The organism is Niabella aquatica, from assembly GCF_054779315.1.
In genome coordinates this window covers 188,880-205,468 of the sequence record NZ_BAAGYM010000001.1, presented here as the reverse complement: position 1 = coordinate 205,468, position 16,589 = coordinate 188,880, and the positions used below count along the sequence as shown (strand labels likewise).

Here is a 16,589-nt window from a genome sequence, read left to right as displayed (position 1 = left end):
CGACTACTCCTTATGTATCTCGCTTGTAAAATGAAACTCAATATCAGGGTTGTTACTGATCTCTGTATTCAGGAACCACTCGCTTTGCGCCAGGTACACCGGGTGCCCATCTTTGTCTTCGCCGGTATTAGCCAGTTTAAATTTTGTAAAGTCGTCTAATTTTTTGGCATCCTTACTGGTGATCCAGCAGGCTTTATAAAATGGTAATGCGCGGAATTCAACAGAAGCCCCATATTCGTGTAATAACCGGTATTGTATCACTTCAAATTGCAGCTCACCCACGCAACCAATAATTTTCTTGGTACCGCCGAACTGTGTAAACAATTGCGCCACGCCTTCATCTGTCAATTGTAATAAACCCTTTTCCAGCTGTTTGGTCTTCATAGGGTCTTTATTTATTACTTCTTTGAATATTTCAGGAGAAAAAGAAGGAATGCCCGTAAAGTAAAAATCCTCACCCTCCGTAAGCGTATCACCGATTTTAAAATTACCGGTATCGAATAAACCCACCACATCGCCGGCATAGGCATCTTCGATCACGCTTTTATCACGCGCCATAAATGAGTAAGGATTGCTAAAACGCACGTCCTTATCCAGCCTCACATGATGAAAATATTTATTGCGTTCAAACCTGCCGCTGCAAACCCGGAAAAATGCAATCCGGTCGCGATGCTTAGGATCAAGGTTCGCGTGTATTTTAAATACAAAACCACTTAGCTTTGGCTCTTCCACATCTACTTTTCGTGCATTCGTTTCACGGCTTTGTGGAGGAGGCGCAATGCGTATAAAGGTGTCCAGCATTTCTTTAACCCCAAAATTGTTAATGGCGCTGCCAAAAAATACGGGCGATACTTTTGCTTTTAAATAATCATCCACATTCAACTCGCCGTTTACTCCATCTACCAGTTCCACATCTTCACGTAAAATGGCCGCATCAGCCGCTCCTAATTTTTCATCCAAAACCGGATCATTGATATCGCTGATAGCAATGGCATCTTCATCATCAGCTTTAGTGTTAGCTGTAAACAGGCGTAAGTTTTTATCATGCAGATTGTAAACACCTTTAAAGTCTTTACCGCTATTAATAGGCCAGGTCATGGGGTGCAGCTGAATGCTCAGCTCTTTTTCTATTTCTTCCAGCAGGTCAAAGCGGTTCTTTCCATCACGGTCCATTTTATTGATGAATACAATCACCGGTGTATCGCGCATACGGCACACTTCCATCAGCCGGCGGGTCTGGTCTTCCACACCATTCACGCTGTCCACCACCAATATTACGCTGTCCACAGCGGTAAGTGTGCGGTAAGTATCTTCGGCAAAGTCTTTGTGACCAGGAGTATCCAGCAGGTTTATTAAAATGCCATTGTACTCAAAGCTCATTACGGATGTGGCTACCGAAATACCGCGCTGGCGCTCGATTTCCATAAAATCCGATGTAGCGGACTTTTTTATTTTATTGCTTTTTACTGCACCGGCTACCTGTATGGCGCCGCCAAAAAGCAGGAATTTTTCCGTTAGTGTGGTTTTACCCGCATCCGGGTGGCTGATAATGGCGAATGTGCGCCTTCTCATGATCTCATCGTGGAACTTCATTACGTATTTTCTTAAAAAGCTGCGAAGATACCATCATTTTGTCATTTTTATTTTTATGTTACTACCGCAGAATGGTCTGCCGCAGGCAAGCATGGCACCAGACTTGTGATGCCCGGTTGATTGGCAGTGCATGTGATATCATTTTGCAGATAACTCATAGACTATGAACTATCGGCTATACTCCACCTTCCATTTTCTTTAAGCATTTCATAATATCAGCACCTTTTCCAAGCACCGGCTTAAAGATATCTCCCAGCCTGCCTATACGTTCAGCTATTGTTCTGATATTGAACTGTGAAGGATGCAGGCCTTTTTTAACCTCTTTCCAATCCAGCGGTGTAGATACTGTAGCGCCTTTTTTAGGCCGTACGCTGTAAGCGCTGGCGATGGTTTGACCCTTACGATTTTGCAGGTAGTCTACATATATTTTTTTGTTGCCTCGTTTCTTAAGGTTTCGCTCCAGGGTCGTCATGTCCGGCAATAATTCCGTAACCTTCATTGCTGTTAAATGCGCAAAAGTTTTTACCTGCTCGTAATCGTATTTGTTTCCCATTGGCACAAACACATGCAGGCCTGATGCGCCGGATGTTTTACAATAAGAGGGCGCCCCGCATGCATCCAGCACTTGTTTGGTGGCCAGGGCGGTGTCTATTACCTGTTCAAACGTGTTTTTTTCCGATGGGTCAATATCAATGATCATATAGGTAGGATATTCCGGTTTGTTAATAGTGCTGTTCCATGGGTTCATTTCAATACATCCCAGGTTGGCCAGGTATAAAAGTGTGGCTTTATCGTTGCAGATGATATAATCGATATTTTTCTGCGTGCTTTCAGAAAAAATTTCAACAGATGTAACCCAGCCGGGCGCTGTGTCGCCGGCATCTTTATGATAAAAGCTACCGCCTTTAATGCCATTGGGAAAGCGGTTTAAGTTTTCAGGTCTGTTTTTTAAATACGGGAGTATATATGCGTGCATTTTTTCATAATAGTTAACCAGGTCGCCTTTGGTATACCCCTCGTCCGGCCAGTATATTTTATTTTGATTAGTGAGCTTAACTTCTTTTGTGCCTATTTTCAGCGCGCGGTTGGCTTCCGGGTTATTGAGAGATTTATCTGTCTTGCCTTGGGCTTCAGGCTTTATGCCTTCAGCTTTTTTAACCGTTGTCATAGTTTTTTCATTTTGAGGAAGAGTTACTTCTTCGGCTGCTTTATCTACACGCAATCCCATAAATACCGGGTGGCGGAAAATATGATCCTTTGTCAGCTCACTGAATTTTATATTGCAAACCAGCTCGGGCCTAACCCAGGTGGCTGGCATATTTGTTTTCGGTGTTATACTGAATGGTGATTTTTTTGTAATGAGCGGACGTAGCTGGTCATACACTTCTGCTAATGATTGCTGATCGAAGCCGGTTCCCGTATGGCCGGCATATACCAGCTTTTTATCTTTATACCGGCCCAGGATCAGCGCACCAAATTTTTTGCGGGAACCCCGTGGCGCAGTGAAACCTGCAATAATCACTTCTTCGGTGTTATGATGTTTTATTTTAAGCCAGTCTCCGCTGCGCCTGCCATCTAAATAAGGCGCTGTAGCGCGTTTGGCAATAATACCTTCCAGGTTATTTTCTTTTGCGGCATTAAAAAAATCAATGCCCCGTTGTTCGATATGCTCACAATATTTTACATAATCATTTTCGGCTAAAGCTTCTTTTAAAAGCGCTTTACGATCAATTGTTGAAAGTGAGGCAGTACTGTGACCGTTCAGGCGTAACAGGTCAAATACATAGTACACCAGCGGTACATCAGGCGTTTCTCCAAAATGCTGTAAAGTTTGAAAATCCGGGAGTCCTTCTTTATTATAGGCCACGATTTCGCCATCCAGTATCATTTCGTGCGGCTGGGTTTGAAGGGCTGCAGCTATCGGTGAGAACTTCTCTGAAAAGGATAATCCGTTTCTGGAGTATAACCTGAACGTAGTTCTTGTTTCAGCTATTGCACGGTAACCATCCCATTTGATCTCGAAGATCCAGTCCGGATCGTTAAAAGGATGCCCGCCTGAGGTAGCCAGCATTGGGCGTATAAAATGCCTGAATTTTTTTTCACCGGAAAGGCTCAGCTCATGGTTGTTTATATGTTTTGGATGGGCTTTTTTTTTACAGCAGCTTTTTTTGTTGCTTTAGCCTCAACAGCCCTGGTTACTTTCGATGTTTTGTTGGTGAATTTTTCAGCATCGTATTTTGTAGTAACGGCATATTCGTCCTGATGCTTAATCAGCAACCAGGCATTGCCAGAATCTTCCGTGTGCATTTTTACAAGAGCAAATGAACCTTTTAACTTTTTACCGTGCAGAATAAATTTTATGGAACCGTTTTTTAGTTCATTCAATAAAATCGTTTCTTCCCTGTCTGCCGGCAAGGCAGGTTTTTTTTGAGTATCTTTTTGCAAAGCTTCGTAGGTACCTTCATCCCATATTTCCACTTCGCCTGCGCCATAATTGCCTTCGGGTATGGTTCCCTCAAAATTGCGATAATCATAAGGATGGTCTTCCACCATCATGGCCAGTCTTTTATCTGCCGGATTCAGCGACGGGCCTTTAGGCACTGCCCAGCTTTTCAGCACACCTTCCATTTCCAGCCGGAAATCGTAATGAAGCCGTGAAGCCGCATGCCTTTGTACAACAAAGCGAAGCTGTTTGCTGCCTTTTTTTACTTTCCCTGCAGGTTCGCTTGTAGACCTGAAGTTTCTTTTGCTTTTGTATGTGGATAATGCAGGCATATTTTACGAGGCTTTCTTTTTGAGTGAGAGGCTGGCTTTAAGTTGTTCCATCAGGTCTTTTGATTTGATGTGCGCCACGCTTAATTTGGGCGCAGCCACTTTTTTGCCTTTTGCCTTTGCTTCTATTATTTTCATTAATTTGGCTGAATAGGTGTTTTTGTAAGCAGAGATGTCAAATTTTTCAGAAAGCTGGTCGATGAGTGTAACCGCCATTTTCAATTCCGCAGGCTTTACCGTTCTTTTGGGCGCGGAAAGTTCTGAAGTTTTCCTGATCTCTTCTTCATAACGTATGCGTTGGAACAGCATAATATCATTATAAGGCCTTAATATTCCCAAAGCTTCTTTATTGCGCATTACAAAGGTGCCCACGCCTGCCATTTGAGTCTTTTTCAATGCTTCTACCAGAAGGGTATAAGCGGCTTCCCCATTTTTCTGGGGCTCTAAATAATAAGGCGTTTCAAAATAAATGCTGTCGATTTCCTCTTCTTTTACGAAGCTGTCGATCGATAGTATTTTAGACTTTTCAGGACTGGCCTTTTCGAAGTCTTTATCATCCAGAATCACATATTTACCCTCGTACTCATAGCCTTTTACAATATTGCCCCATTCTACTTCCCTTCCCGTTTTTTCGTTTACTCTTTTAAAACGGATACGGCTGTGGTCTTTTTTATCCAACATATCCAGGTCGGGATTACTTTCTTCTGTCGCCGAGTATAACTTCACCGGTATGTTTACCAGGCCAAATCCAATAGCGCCTGTCCATATTGCCTTCATAACTTATTTTTAATTGTTCAAACAAAATTGATACCAAGGATTTTGGTATGAAATGAGGTAATTGTGTTAAATGCTATTCTGTAACTTAGCGCCCATTGCCCTTGCATATGCCTGGGTGTAATTAATTAGATATATAGATATATATGAAAAAAACAGTATTAATCTTAATTGGGATAATTTTTTGTGCCAAGTTATTGGGTCAGCAACGATCCGCTGGCAACCCTGTGTTCCCGGGATGGTATGCCGATCCTGAAGTGGCTGTATTTAAAAAAAACTACTGGATATTTCCTACCTATTCGGCGCCCTACGAAAAGCAGGTCTTCCTGGATGCCTATTCATCTAAAGACCTGGTTAGCTGGAAAAAACATGAAAAAATAATTGATACTAGCGCTGTAAAGTGGGCCCGGCGAGCCATGTGGGCGCCTGCCATTGTGGAAAAAAATAAAAAATACTTCCTGTTTTTTGCCGCCAATGATATTCAAACTGATCAGGAATCTGGTGGTATTGGGGTGGGTATTTCCAATAAGCCGGAAGGACCTTACAAAGACTACCTGGGAAAACCGCTGATTGATAAATTTCACAATGGAGCCCAGCCTATTGACCAGTTCGTATTTAAAGATAAGGACGGGCAGTATTATATATATTATGGTGGCTGGCGTCATTGTAATGTGGCTAAGCTAAGGAAGGATTTTACAGGATTTGTTCCTTTTGAGGATGGTTCGGTTTTTAAAGAGGTTACCCCCGAAAAGTATGTAGAAGGCCCGTTTATGTTCATCAGGAACGGGAAATACTATTTTATGTGGTCGGAGGGAGGGTGGACCGGCCCTGACTATTGTGTCGCTTATGCCATTGCCGATTCACCGCTGGGGCCATTTAAACGGATTGGCAAAATACTGGAGCAGGACCCGGCAATCGCTACCGGTGCGGGGCATCACTCTGTACTGCAAATCCCCGGTAAAAATGAATATTACATTGTTTATCACCGCAGGCCTTTGGGCGAGAAGGATGGAAACGCAAGGGTGGTTTGTATAGATAAAATGGAGTTCGACAACAACGGACTGATCAAACCGGTGATCATTACTAACGAAGGGGTAACGTTAAACAAAATAAAATAATTGTAATTGATACAATTAATATTTATTTTTTCTTTAATTTAGCACACTTAAAAATTATGCTGCCATGTCTCAATACGCTTATGTTATAGGGGTAGATTACGGATCAGATTCTGTAAGATCGGTTATATTAAACGCAACTAACGGAGAAGAAGTTGCTGCTGCTGTGTTTGAATACCCCCGTTGGAAAAAGGGTTTATATTGTAACCCCGCTGCTAATCAGTTCCGTCAGCATCCTCTGGATTATGTGGAAGGCCTGGTACATACTGTGAAAGAATGCCTGGAAAAGGCAGGGCCAGAGGTAGCAAAGCATGTAAAAGGTATTTCTGTAGATACAACCGGCTCTACTCCTGTTGCTGTAGACGCGGCGGGTGCGCCACTTGCGCTAAGCGCTGAATTCGCAGAAAATCCTAACGCGATGTTTGTGTTGTGGAAAGATCATACTTCTATAAAAGAGGCCGATGAAATAAACAGGCATGCCACAAAATTTGATACGAATTACCTGCAATATGTGGGAGGGATCTATTCCAGCGAATGGTTCTGGGCCAAGCTGCTGCATGTATTTCGTGAAGATGAGAAAGTGAGGAAGGCAACCGCCAGTTGGGTAGAGCATTGCGACTGGCTTCCGTTTCTGCTGACCGGCGGAAATGATGTAAAAGATATTAAGCGCGGGGTTTGTTCTGCAGGCCATAAAGGTATATGGGCAAAAGAATTCAACGGGTTCCCTCCAAATGAGTTTTTTACCTCGCTGGATCCCCTGTTAGATGGTTTCACCTCAAAACTGCCTTCCCAAACCTATGCCGCTGACCAGGCAGCAGGAAACTTATCCCGGGAATGGGCACAAAAACTCGGCCTGAGCACAGATGTTATAGTAGGTATCGGAGCCTTTGATGCACATATGGGTGCCGTGGGCGGCCAGATAGAGCCTTATTATTTAAGTAAAGTGATGGGTACTTCCACCTGCGATATGCTGGTGGTGCCGGTAGAGGAATTCGGGAATAAGCTGGTACGCGGCATATGCGGGCAGGTACATGGGTCTGTGATCCCGGGAATGATTGGCCTGGAGGCGGGGCAAAGCGCCTTCGGAGATATTTATGCATGGTTTAAAAATTTGATTGCCTGGCCATTGCAGTTTTTAGAAGATGCGGAGCTGCAAAGGACTGTAGAATCTAAAATTATAAAAGAACTATCGGATGCTGCATCCAGGCTGCCTTTACATGATGAAGACGAACTGGCGGTAGACTGGCTGAACGGCCGTCGTACACCCGATGCCAGCCAATTAATGAAAGGGGCCATTATGGGGCTGAACCTCGGAAGTGATGCCCCCGCTATTTTTAAAGCTTTGGTAGAAGCCAGTTGTTTTGGTGCCCGGGCAATAGTAGACAGGTTTATCAGCGAAGGGGTGCCGGTAAAAGGATTGATCGGGGTAGGAGGCGTAGCCAGGAAGTCGCCATATATTATGCAGGTGATGGCTGATGTAATGAACATGCCTATCAAGATCCATAAATCTGAGCAAACCTGCGCCGCAGGTGCTGCTATGTTTGCTGCTACGGTAGCCGGTTTGTATCCTAATGTAAACGAAGCTATGGAAGCTATGGGGCAGGGCTTTGATGCTGAATATCATCCCATTCCGGCAAACGTAGACTATTACGCCAGGCGTATGAAAAAATATGAAGCATTCGGAAAATTTATTGAAGAAAATATTTAGCATATAGTTGATGGTTCATAGATGATGATAACTGACGGCAGATTTTAGACAGATAATCAGGTGTGGATATCTAAAAGTCTAAAGTCTAAATCTGAATATCTAAATATAAAAACTATGAACCATAAGCTATGAACCATGAACAAATTATGAATTATAAGCACATTCGTGAAGCAGCTTACGAAGCTAACATGCAGTTACCTAAGCTGGGGCTTGTACTCTTTACTTTTGGTAACGTAAGTGAGGCCGACAGAAACCTGGGATTATTTGCTATAAAACCAAGTGGCGTAGCCTATGAAGATCTTTCTCCCGAAAAAATGGTAATTGTAGATTTTGACGGTAATACAGTAGAAGGCACATTGAATCCCTCGTCCGATACAAAAACACATGCAGTGCTTTATAAGTATTGGGAAAGTATCGGGGGTATAGTGCATACGCATTCTACCTATGCTACAGCATGGGCCCAGTCGCAAAGAGATATTCCTATTTTCGGAACCACACATGCCGATTATAATACGGTTGATATTCCCTGCGCACCACCTATGAGCGATGAAATGATTAAAGGGAATTATGAATACGAAACAGGTTTCCAGATCATGAACTGCTTTAGCGATAAGGGACTTGATTATAAAGAAGTAGAAATGGTTTTGGTAGGTAATCATGCCCCTTTTACCTGGGGGAAGAATGCAGCGAAAGCGGTGCACAACAGTGCGGTGCTGGAGCAGGTGGCTAAAATGGCTTTGCTGACAGAGCAGATCAACCCTAAAGCGCCAAAACTGGAGGATGCTTTGATCAGTAAGCATTATGAGCGTAAACACGGCCCTGACAGCTATTACGGGCAATCGGGTGTATAGTTGACCGGAAAAAGTTGACTGTTGACAGGTACTGTCATCAATCAACTACCATCTTAAATCGCTGCGCTATGTGCCACTGTACAAGTGTGCGACGCAATTTTGATGAGTAAGATTAAATAGTTGATAACAAAATAAAAAACTCAATGATAGATCTTAAAAAACTGGAGGTTTGGTTCGCTACCGGTAGCCAGAACCTTTACGGAGAGCAAACGCTTATCGAAGTAGACCAGCATTCGAAAGAGATTGCCGCTTATATGAATGATCATGCCGATATTCCTGTAACGGTTGTATACAAAGGAACACTGAAGTCTACCGAAGAAATTTATGCGTTCTGTGCTGAAGCCAACCACAGTAAGGATTGTATTGGCGTAATTACCTGGATGCACACTTTTTCTCCGGCCAAAATGTGGATCAATGGTCTGAAAATTTTACATAAGCCGTTATTGCATTTCCATACACAGTACAACCGGGATATTCCCTGGGGATCTATTGATATGGACTTTATGAACACGAACCAGTCGGCACATGGCGACAGGGAATTTGGTTTTATGGTAAGTCGTATGCGTAAGCGCCGTAAAGTGGTAGTGGGCTATTGGAAAGATGATAATGCCATTGCTCGTATCGGAGTATGGGCAAGAGCAGCAGCCGGATGGCACGACTGGCAGGGTGCAAGGTTCGTTCGTTTCGGGGATAATATGCGCTATGTGGCTGTAACAGACGGTGATAAAGTAGAGGCTGAGCTTCGGTTTGGGTACAGCGTTAATACGCATGGTATCGGCGACCTTGTAAAAGTGATCAATGAGGTAACAGACGCCGAAACAGAGGCCCTGGTGAAAGAATATTTTGAAACCTATGAAGTGATGGAAAGCCTGCATCAGCGCGGACCTCAGTATCAGTCATTACTGGATGCTACAAAGATTGAGTTGGGCTTAAAGTATTTTCTGGAAGAGGGTGATTTTAAAGGATACAGCGATACGTTCGAAGATCTTTATGGTATGAAACAGTTACCGGGCATCGGCTCTCAACGTATGATGGCTGCCGGGTATGGATTTGCAGGTGAGGGCGACTGGAAAACAGCAGCTTTGGTTCGTGCTATGAAAGTAATGGGCGCAGGGCTGCCTGGTGGCAACAGCTTTATGGAAGATTATACCTATCACTTTGACCCTCATAATTCCCTTGTATTAGGTTCTCATATGCTGGAAATATGCCCAAGCATTGCTGCTGGCAAAGCAAAAGTAGAAGTACATCCGTTGGGTATTGGCGGTAAGGAAGATCCGGTTAGGCTGGTGTTTAATGCCCCTGGCGGTGCCGCTTTAAATGCTTCTATTATGGATATGGGCAATCGTTTCCGTTTATTGGTGAACGAGGTAGAAGCTTTAGCGCCCCAGAATGATTTGCCAAAACTACCTGTTGCCCGTGTGCTTTGGAAGCCTTATCCTGATATGAATACAGGATGTGCCGCCTGGATCCTGGCTGGCGGTGCCCATCATACCGGTTATTCTCAAAACCTGACAGCCGAACATCTGGAAGATTTTGCTGATATGGCAGGCATAGAATTTACGTTGATTGGGAAAAACACAGACCTTTATCATTTTAAGAACGAGTTACGCTGGAGCGATGTGTATTATCAATTGAATAAATCTTAAAATAAATTGGTTGTAGCGATTTATTAATGAGTTATATTAGCAAACTTTTATAAAAATTTAATGCTGTCATTATGAGTAGTAATTTAGGCACACTGGACTTTGTTGTCTTTTTCGTGTATTTTATTCTTGTAGCTTCTTATGGTTATTGGGTTTACATGCGTAAGAAAAAGGCAACAGTTTCGGCATCGCATGATTATTTCCTGGCAGAAGGATCTTTAACGTGGTGGGCCATCGGTGCATCATTGATCGCATCGAACATTTCTGCCGAACAATTTATAGGAATGAGTGGCGAGGGCTTTTTTGTGGGAGTGGCTGTGGCTGCCTACGAATGGATTGCTGCTATAGCGCTTATTATTATTGCGGTATGGTTTATCCCGATCTACTTAAAGAATAAGATCTACACCATGCCCCAGTTCCTCGAAACAAGGTATAATAAGTCAGTGTCGCTCATCATGGCGGTGTTCTGGCTTTTTTTATATGTAATTGTAAATCTTACCTCTATTCTTTACCTGGGAGCACTGGCTATTGACACGTTATTAGGCGGTGGATACCTGCATATTATTATGATCACCCTGCTGGTAATGGCGTTGCTTATTGGATTGGGTGGTATGAAGGTGATCGGGTATACAGATGTGATCCAGGTAGCGGTACTTATTATAGGAGGTCTGGCTACGGTTTATATGGCATTGCAGATCGTAGATCAGCGGATCAATGGTGCGGCCGTCGGAAGTGCTATTGCCGGGTTTAAAGCTCTTATGAACGAAGCGCCCCAGCATTTTAAGCTAATGCTCGATAAGCCAAAGGTTACTACCACAACCTTAAGTATGCCTGAGAATCTTGATGTGCAGAAATATGTGGTTTTACCGGGCCTGGCTATGTATTTTGCTGGTCAGTGGATCGTAAACCTGAACTATTGGGGCTGTAACCAGTACATTACTCAGCGTGCTTTAGGTGCTGATCTGAAAACGGCCCGTACAGGTATCTTATTTGCAGGGTTTTTAAAGTTGTTCATGCCTATTATTGTGATGCTTCCCGGTATTGCCGCTTATGTATTATATACTAAAGGGCAGCTGCCTGGTTTCAATGGTGTGAAAGACGGGGCCTATTCTGCCATCCTGGGCTTTTTACCGGTAGGCCTTAAAGGCCTGGCTGTGGCCGCTCTTACTGCAGCTATTGTTGCATCCCTGGCAGGTAAAGTGAATAGTATTTCTACAATTTATACGCTTGATATTTTCAAAAAATACCTGAAAAAAGATGCCACAGAAATTCAAATGGTAAGAACCGGCAGATGGGCTATTATTATTGCTATGTTGATTGCCCTGGCTTTTACCTGGACTGATGCTTTAGGTATTGGAGGGGAAGGGGGCTTTACCTTTATCCAGAAATACACAGGGTTCATCAGCCCGGGTGTGTTTGCCATGTTCCTGTTAGGGATGTTCTGGAAACGTACAACCGGCACGGCAGCGCTTGTTGGGGTGATACTGGGTTTCTTGCTGGCTATATTTTTTAATAGTTATGCCGTAGAAATTTTTGGCAAAGAAACCTGGATGTACACAGCATTTACTTACGAAAAAATGGAAAAAGGCGTGTTGCATACCATTACGGAAATACCCTTCCTGATCAATATGGGCTGGTCGTTCGTAATTACGGTTGCAGTAATGGTTGCTATCAGTCTTGCAGGGCCTAAAGTTAATCCGAAGGCATTTGCGATAGATAGTAAAATGTTCAAGGTGGATCCAAGAACAATGATCCTGATTGTTATAACCTTATTGCTCCTTACTGCCATTTATGTGAGGTTCTGGTAGTAGATAGCTTATTTCTTTCCTGTTTACCGGCCGGAAGCCGCTTCCGGCCGGTATTTTTATTTATGGCTGAATGCAGGGTATAGTTTTTGAAAGAATATCAAGCATGACGGGTTATGAAATATGGGCATATGATGAATTGCAGCAATGGCAGTTAAGGATGATGAAAAATCCCGGACTATGGAGCAGGCTGTCTAAGACTACCCAGGATAAGATCAACTCATACATTCCGGAAAAAGTACATAAAGCCATTACTATACTCATCAGGCAAATGGTAAGAGGCGTATTATTTGGTGCAAAGTATACTACAGCAAAGCCTTTAAAAAAGGCTACTTTGTTTGAAAGAGAGCAGGCTGTAAAGGAAAAAATAAAACTTTACCGTAGCACCGCTGCTGTAGAAGGTGGTATCACCGGCGCCGGTGGAATTTTTCTGGGGCTGGCTGATTTTCCTGTTTTACTGGCGCTTAAGCTAAAGCTGTTATATGAAATAGCGGCTGCTTATGGCTTTGACCTGGATGATTATAGAGAGCGGATTTATCTGCTCCATATTTTTGAACTGGCGTTTTCAGGCCGTCGCCATAGCAAAGACATCTATCAAAAGATGGCTGACTGGAACAATATTGCAGATAAGCTGCCTAAGGACATCAGGCAGTTTGAATGGCGTAAATTTCAGCAGGAATACAGGGATTATCTCGATCTTGCAAAAATGGCGCAGCTTTTACCGGTAATTGGAGCGCCGGTAGGTGTTATTGCAAATTATACACTTGTCAAAAAGCTGGGTAAAACAGCCATGAATGCCTATCGTATGAGACTTCTAAACAAGAGCTCATTCAAGTCCAAATAAGACTTTTCTCCTGTGCAGCCAATTGGGAAAAGGCATGAGTTACACCAAAGGAGTATGAATGCCGGATCCGGGAAAACAGGGAATGGTATACTAAAGTTTGCAATTGGCTAAAAAGTTTGCCAGCCGCAGAAGATAATAATAAATACACCGAGAGAAATGCAAAGCCTGATACGAATATCCAGGCTTTGCATTTTTAATAAAGTCGGTTAATAGTCGCCTAATGTTTCCGGTAATTGTGCCAGCGCTTTAGCCAGCTGTTCATCGTTAGGGGCAATCCCGTGCCATCCATGGTCATTTTCCATAAAGTCCACACCCTTACCCATTATCGTATGCATCATAATAGCAATGGGTTTACCCTGTCCTGAAGCGGCTTTCGCTTTTTCCAGGCCCGCAATCACATCGTCCATATCGTTACCATTCATTTCTAAAACATGCCATCCGAAAACTTTAAATTTCTCGTGCAGGTTACCCATGTTTAAAACTTTTTCAGTAGGCCCGTCTATCTGCTGGCCGTTCCAGTCTACAGTAGCAATCAGGTTATCTACTTTATGATGTGCCGCAAACATAATGGCTTCCCAGATCTGTCCTTCATTCAGTTCTCCATCGCCATGCAGGGAATAAACCAGTTTATCGTCTCCATTCAGCTTTTTTGACAATGCGGCACCAATAGCCACGCTCATACCCTGACCTAAAGACCCACTGGCTACGCGAACACCAGGCAAATGCTCGTGTGTTGCCGGATGCCCCTGAAGGCGGCTGTTGATCTTTCTGAACGTAGCAAGTTCTTTCACATCAAAATAACCCGATCGCGCCAATACCGAATAAAACACCGGGGAAATATGTCCGTTAGATAAAAAGAAAAGATTTTCATTTTTCCCTTCCATATTAAAAGAAGGATCGTGCTCCATTTCTTTAAAGTACAGAGCTGTTAAAAAATCAGCACAGCCTAATGAACCGCCGGGGTGTCCGCTTTGGGCCCCATGTACCATTCTTACTATATCTCTTCTTACCTGAGATGCTATTTCCTGCAAAGTTGCCATCTTTTCCGTTTTTTGATGAATTGCAAAAATGAGGATTTTTTATAAAAGGTTGAAATAATGTTTAGTGTATATAAGAAATCAAAAAAATGGCTCGAAAATTGTTTTTGGAATGGAGAATGTCTAATTTTGTGCCACCTTAATCCTTATTGAATGCTCCAGTTATTTGTAACCGCTATAATTTCGTTTATAGTTGCTTTTCTGGTAATCCCTGTAATAATGCATATTGCTGACAAGAAGAAGCTATACGATATTCCCGACGAAAGAAAGCTTCATAAGCATACTATTGCGTCTTTGGGAGGAGTGGGCGTATTTATTGCTGTAGTGTTTTCATGCCTGGTGAGTGTTGATTTTCAGTCTTTCCCGGAGTTTCAATATTTCTTTGCTTCTATTTTCATTATATTTTTTATAGGGCTTAAAGATGATATTATAGCGCTTTCTGCTTTTAAAAAATTTGTGGCGCAAATTATTGCTGCGGGTATAATTATACACTTCGGAGGTATAAGGATCGAAAGCCTCTATGGAATTTTTGGTGTTAATGAGTTGGCTCCTGTATACAGTGTTCCTTTAACGTATATAACCATGATACTGGTTATTAATGCCTTTAATTTAATTGATGGCATTGACGGGCTGGCCGGTGGCCTGGGCCTGATGGTATCTTTACTATTAGGAACTTACTTCTATATCGCCGGGTTAACCTCCTATGCGATCCTTTCATTTTCTTTATCTGCAGCCCTGCTGGCTTTTTTAATCTTTAACTTTCACCCGGCAAAGATTTTTATGGGCGATTGTGGGTCTTTACTGATAGGCCTGATCCTCTCTGTACTGGTATTGAAGTTTATCAATACCGCATCCAGTCCATCTGCTGTGTTGCCTGTTGCCTCTGCCGCTGTTATCGGGATTTCGCTTTTATTAATTCCACTGGTAGATACCATAAGAGTGTTTTCTATAAGAATACTAAAGGGCCGTTCTCCTTTTTCTCCGGACAGAAATCATATTCATCATATATTATTAGATAAGGGCTTCAGCCATTCTGGTATTACTCTCATATGCGTTTCTGCTAATATAGCTATAATTGCAGCCGTTTATTTTGCCAGGAAATTGGACAGTACCTTCCTGCTGATCACTGTTTTTGGCTTTTCATTTATAACGATCGGAACCCTGTATTCCACCTTATCGCGTCGTAAGCTGGTAGTACAGAGGCAGATCATTTCTCACCTGCAGGCAAAAAAAGCGACCTCTAAAGTAATCGATCTTTCTACCAAACAGCCTATCGAAAAAGTGCAGGGCTGATTATTCTTAAATCCAGGTTTCTTAATCTTCAGGCATTTTATTAGTTTTGTGCACTTTCAAATTATAATGTATGCAAGATCAAATAGATAAGGTAGTAAAAACTTCTGAAGAGAATATGAAAAAGGCCATCGGCCACCTGGAAGTAGAATTGGCAAAAATACGTGCCGGTAAAGCCACTCCTCAAATAGTAGATGGTATTGTGGTAGATTATTATGGAGCGCCTGTACCCATCAGCCAGGTAGGTAATATTACGGTTATGGATGCCCGAACCATTAATATACAACCCTGGGAAAAAAATATGTTGCAACCTATAGAAAGGGCCATTATTGCAGCCAATATTGGTATTAATCCCCAGAATGATGGCGTTAATATTAGGTTATACCTGCCTCCCCTGACTGAGGAGCGGAGAAAAGAGCTCGTTAAAAGATGCCAGGGTGAAGGCGAAACCTCAAAAGTGGGCGTAAGAAGCGGAAGGAGAGACGCTATTGAAGCGATTAAAAAACTTCAGAAAGAAGGGCTGAGCGAAGATGCGGCTAAAGATGCGGAAGCCAGTGTTCAGCTGCTTACCGACAATTACATAGCTATAGTAGAAAAGCACCTTGCCGCTAAAGAAAAAGAGATCATGTCCATTTAATGCTGCGGTTACCAGGAAAAGGAAAAATTCCTTTTTTCTGCTAACTCTTTTATATTTGTTTAAATAATAAAATGATATTATATGGGATTCCTTAAAGAGTTTAAAGAGTTTGCCGTTAAAGGGAACGTTGTAGATTTGGCGGTAGCCGTAGTAATTGGCGGGGCTTTTGGCAAAATAGTCACGTCCTTAGTGGAAGATATTATTACACCGGCCATCTTAACTCCTGCTTTGGAAAAAGCAAATCTTAAAAATTTGAGTGAGCTTACTTTTCCCGGAACTGCCATCAAGTATGGTAATTTTTTGTCGCAGGTTATATCATTTATTATTATAGCATTCGCATTATTTGTGATTATAAAAGGAATAAACAGTCTTAAAAAGAAAGAGGAAGCAGCACCTGCCCCTACGCCTCCCTCATCAACAGATCAATTGTTAATTGAGATCCGCGACGAGTTGAAGAAAAAAGCCTGACCTGTTTATTTGGACTTTTAAGCTGTAACCATTTTATTGCATTGGAAAACGT

14 protein-coding genes are annotated in these 16,589 nt (G+C 42.7%); 9 read left to right on the top strand and 5 right to left on the bottom strand.

What is annotated here, in order from left to right; genetic code table 11:
- Positions 1-3 precede the first annotated feature (3 nt).
- The 4 genes from ACYVBM_RS00785 to ku all read right to left on the bottom strand — a co-directional run bounded on the left by ACYVBM_RS00785 (position 4) and on the right by ku (position 5,142).
- Positions 4-1,593 (bottom strand): peptide chain release factor 3, encoded by a 1,590-nt coding sequence (locus tag ACYVBM_RS00785; RefSeq protein WP_460683698.1) that lies wholly within the window; start codon positions 1,591-1,593, stop codon positions 4-6.
- Between the two features lie 175 nt (positions 1,594-1,768).
- Positions 1,769-3,664: a DNA ligase D gene (gene ligD, locus ACYVBM_RS00780; RefSeq protein ID WP_460683697.1), complete on the bottom strand. Its 1,896-nt coding sequence runs from the start codon at positions 3,662-3,664 to the stop codon at positions 1,769-1,771.
- A gap of 56 nt (positions 3,665-3,720) precedes the next feature.
- Entirely contained in the window at positions 3,721-4,368 is a 648-nt protein-coding gene (locus ACYVBM_RS00775; protein WP_460683696.1) for a DNA polymerase ligase N-terminal domain-containing protein, read from the bottom strand.
- Positions 4,369-4,371: 3 nt separating this feature from the next.
- Positions 4,372-5,142 carry a non-homologous end joining protein Ku gene (ku, locus tag ACYVBM_RS00770; protein ID WP_460683695.1) on the bottom strand — a complete coding sequence of 257 codons (771 nt, stop codon included), beginning with the start codon at positions 5,140-5,142 and terminating at the stop codon, positions 4,372-4,374.
- Between the two features lie 143 nt (positions 5,143-5,285).
- Here ku and ACYVBM_RS00765 point away from each other — a divergent pair, with 143 nt between their 5' ends.
- The 6 genes from ACYVBM_RS00765 to ACYVBM_RS00740 all read left to right on the top strand — a co-directional run bounded on the left by ACYVBM_RS00765 (position 5,286) and on the right by ACYVBM_RS00740 (position 13,105).
- Positions 5,286-6,257, top strand: a complete 972-nt coding sequence (locus tag ACYVBM_RS00765) for a glycoside hydrolase family 43 protein (RefSeq protein ID WP_460683694.1) — start codon at positions 5,286-5,288, stop codon at positions 6,255-6,257.
- Positions 6,258-6,321: 64 nt separating this feature from the next.
- On the top strand, positions 6,322-7,962 hold the full coding sequence (locus ACYVBM_RS00760; RefSeq protein ID WP_460683693.1) for a ribulokinase: 1,641 nt from the start codon (positions 6,322-6,324) through the stop codon (positions 7,960-7,962).
- Between the two features lie 128 nt (positions 7,963-8,090).
- Positions 8,091-8,813, top strand: coding sequence for an L-ribulose-5-phosphate 4-epimerase (locus tag ACYVBM_RS00755; RefSeq protein ID WP_460683692.1), 723 nt, complete (start codon positions 8,091-8,093; stop codon positions 8,811-8,813).
- Between the two features lie 143 nt (positions 8,814-8,956).
- Positions 8,957-10,459, top strand: a complete 1,503-nt coding sequence (gene araA, locus ACYVBM_RS00750) for an L-arabinose isomerase (RefSeq protein ID WP_460683691.1) — start codon at positions 8,957-8,959, stop codon at positions 10,457-10,459.
- A 71-nt stretch (positions 10,460-10,530) separates the two neighbouring features.
- Positions 10,531-12,264 carry a sodium:solute symporter family transporter gene (locus tag ACYVBM_RS00745; protein WP_460683690.1) on the top strand — a complete coding sequence of 578 codons (1,734 nt, stop codon included), beginning with the start codon at positions 10,531-10,533 and terminating at the stop codon, positions 12,262-12,264.
- A 70-nt stretch (positions 12,265-12,334) separates the two neighbouring features.
- A complete protein-coding gene (locus tag ACYVBM_RS00740; RefSeq protein WP_460683689.1) occupies positions 12,335-13,105 on the top strand; it encodes an EcsC family protein in 771 nt (256 codons plus the stop codon).
- Between the two features lie 206 nt (positions 13,106-13,311).
- Here ACYVBM_RS00740 and ACYVBM_RS00735 read toward each other — a convergent pair whose 3' ends face one another.
- Positions 13,312-14,145: a transketolase gene (locus ACYVBM_RS00735; protein WP_460683688.1), complete on the bottom strand. Its 834-nt coding sequence runs from the start codon at positions 14,143-14,145 to the stop codon at positions 13,312-13,314.
- 150 nt (positions 14,146-14,295) lie between these two features.
- Here ACYVBM_RS00735 and ACYVBM_RS00730 point away from each other — a divergent pair, with 150 nt between their 5' ends.
- The 3 genes from ACYVBM_RS00730 to mscL all read left to right on the top strand — a co-directional run bounded on the left by ACYVBM_RS00730 (position 14,296) and on the right by mscL (position 16,537).
- The gene (locus ACYVBM_RS00730) at positions 14,296-15,435 is read left to right on the top strand and encodes a glycosyltransferase family 4 protein (protein ID WP_460683687.1); all 1,140 of its coding nucleotides are present in this window, start codon (positions 14,296-14,298) and stop codon (positions 15,433-15,435) included.
- A gap of 70 nt (positions 15,436-15,505) precedes the next feature.
- Complete coding sequence (gene frr, locus ACYVBM_RS00725; protein ID WP_460683686.1) at positions 15,506-16,069, top strand: ribosome recycling factor; 564 nt, start codon at positions 15,506-15,508, stop codon at positions 16,067-16,069.
- An 81-nt stretch (positions 16,070-16,150) separates the two neighbouring features.
- Positions 16,151-16,537 (top strand): large-conductance mechanosensitive channel protein MscL, encoded by a 387-nt coding sequence (mscL, locus tag ACYVBM_RS00720; RefSeq protein WP_460683685.1) that lies wholly within the window; start codon positions 16,151-16,153, stop codon positions 16,535-16,537.
- Positions 16,538-16,589: the final 52 nt, after the last annotated feature.

Bases quoted from the DNA above. Each gene is read 5' to 3' on its own strand.
- ACYVBM_RS00785 (WP_460683698.1), bottom strand. From the start codon at position 1,593: ATGAAGTTCCACGATGAGATCATGAGAAGGCGCACATTCGCCATTATC.
- ACYVBM_RS00740 (WP_460683689.1), top strand. From the start codon at position 12,335: ATGCAGGGTATAGTTTTTGAAAGAATATCAAGCATGACGGGTTATGAA.
- araA (WP_460683691.1), top strand. From the start codon at position 8,957: ATGATAGATCTTAAAAAACTGGAGGTTTGGTTCGCTACCGGTAGCCAG.
- ACYVBM_RS00765 (WP_460683694.1), top strand. From the start codon at position 5,286: ATGAAAAAAACAGTATTAATCTTAATTGGGATAATTTTTTGTGCCAAG.
- ligD (WP_460683697.1), bottom strand. From the start codon at position 3,664: ATGCTGGCTACCTCAGGCGGGCATCCTTTTAACGATCCGGACTGGATC.
- ACYVBM_RS00745 (WP_460683690.1), top strand. From the start codon at position 10,531: ATGAGTAGTAATTTAGGCACACTGGACTTTGTTGTCTTTTTCGTGTAT.
- ku (WP_460683695.1), bottom strand. From the start codon at position 5,142: ATGAAGGCAATATGGACAGGCGCTATTGGATTTGGCCTGGTAAACATA.
- frr (WP_460683686.1), top strand. From the start codon at position 15,506: ATGCAAGATCAAATAGATAAGGTAGTAAAAACTTCTGAAGAGAATATG.
- ACYVBM_RS00735 (WP_460683688.1), bottom strand. From the start codon at position 14,145: ATGGCAACTTTGCAGGAAATAGCATCTCAGGTAAGAAGAGATATAGTA.
- ACYVBM_RS00760 (WP_460683693.1), top strand. From the start codon at position 6,322: ATGTCTCAATACGCTTATGTTATAGGGGTAGATTACGGATCAGATTCT.
- ACYVBM_RS00775 (WP_460683696.1), bottom strand. From the start codon at position 4,368: ATGCCTGCATTATCCACATACAAAAGCAAAAGAAACTTCAGGTCTACA.
- mscL (WP_460683685.1), top strand. From the start codon at position 16,151: ATGGGATTCCTTAAAGAGTTTAAAGAGTTTGCCGTTAAAGGGAACGTT.
- ACYVBM_RS00755 (WP_460683692.1), top strand. From the start codon at position 8,091: ATGAACCATGAACAAATTATGAATTATAAGCACATTCGTGAAGCAGCT.
- ACYVBM_RS00730 (WP_460683687.1), top strand. From the start codon at position 14,296: ATGCTCCAGTTATTTGTAACCGCTATAATTTCGTTTATAGTTGCTTTT.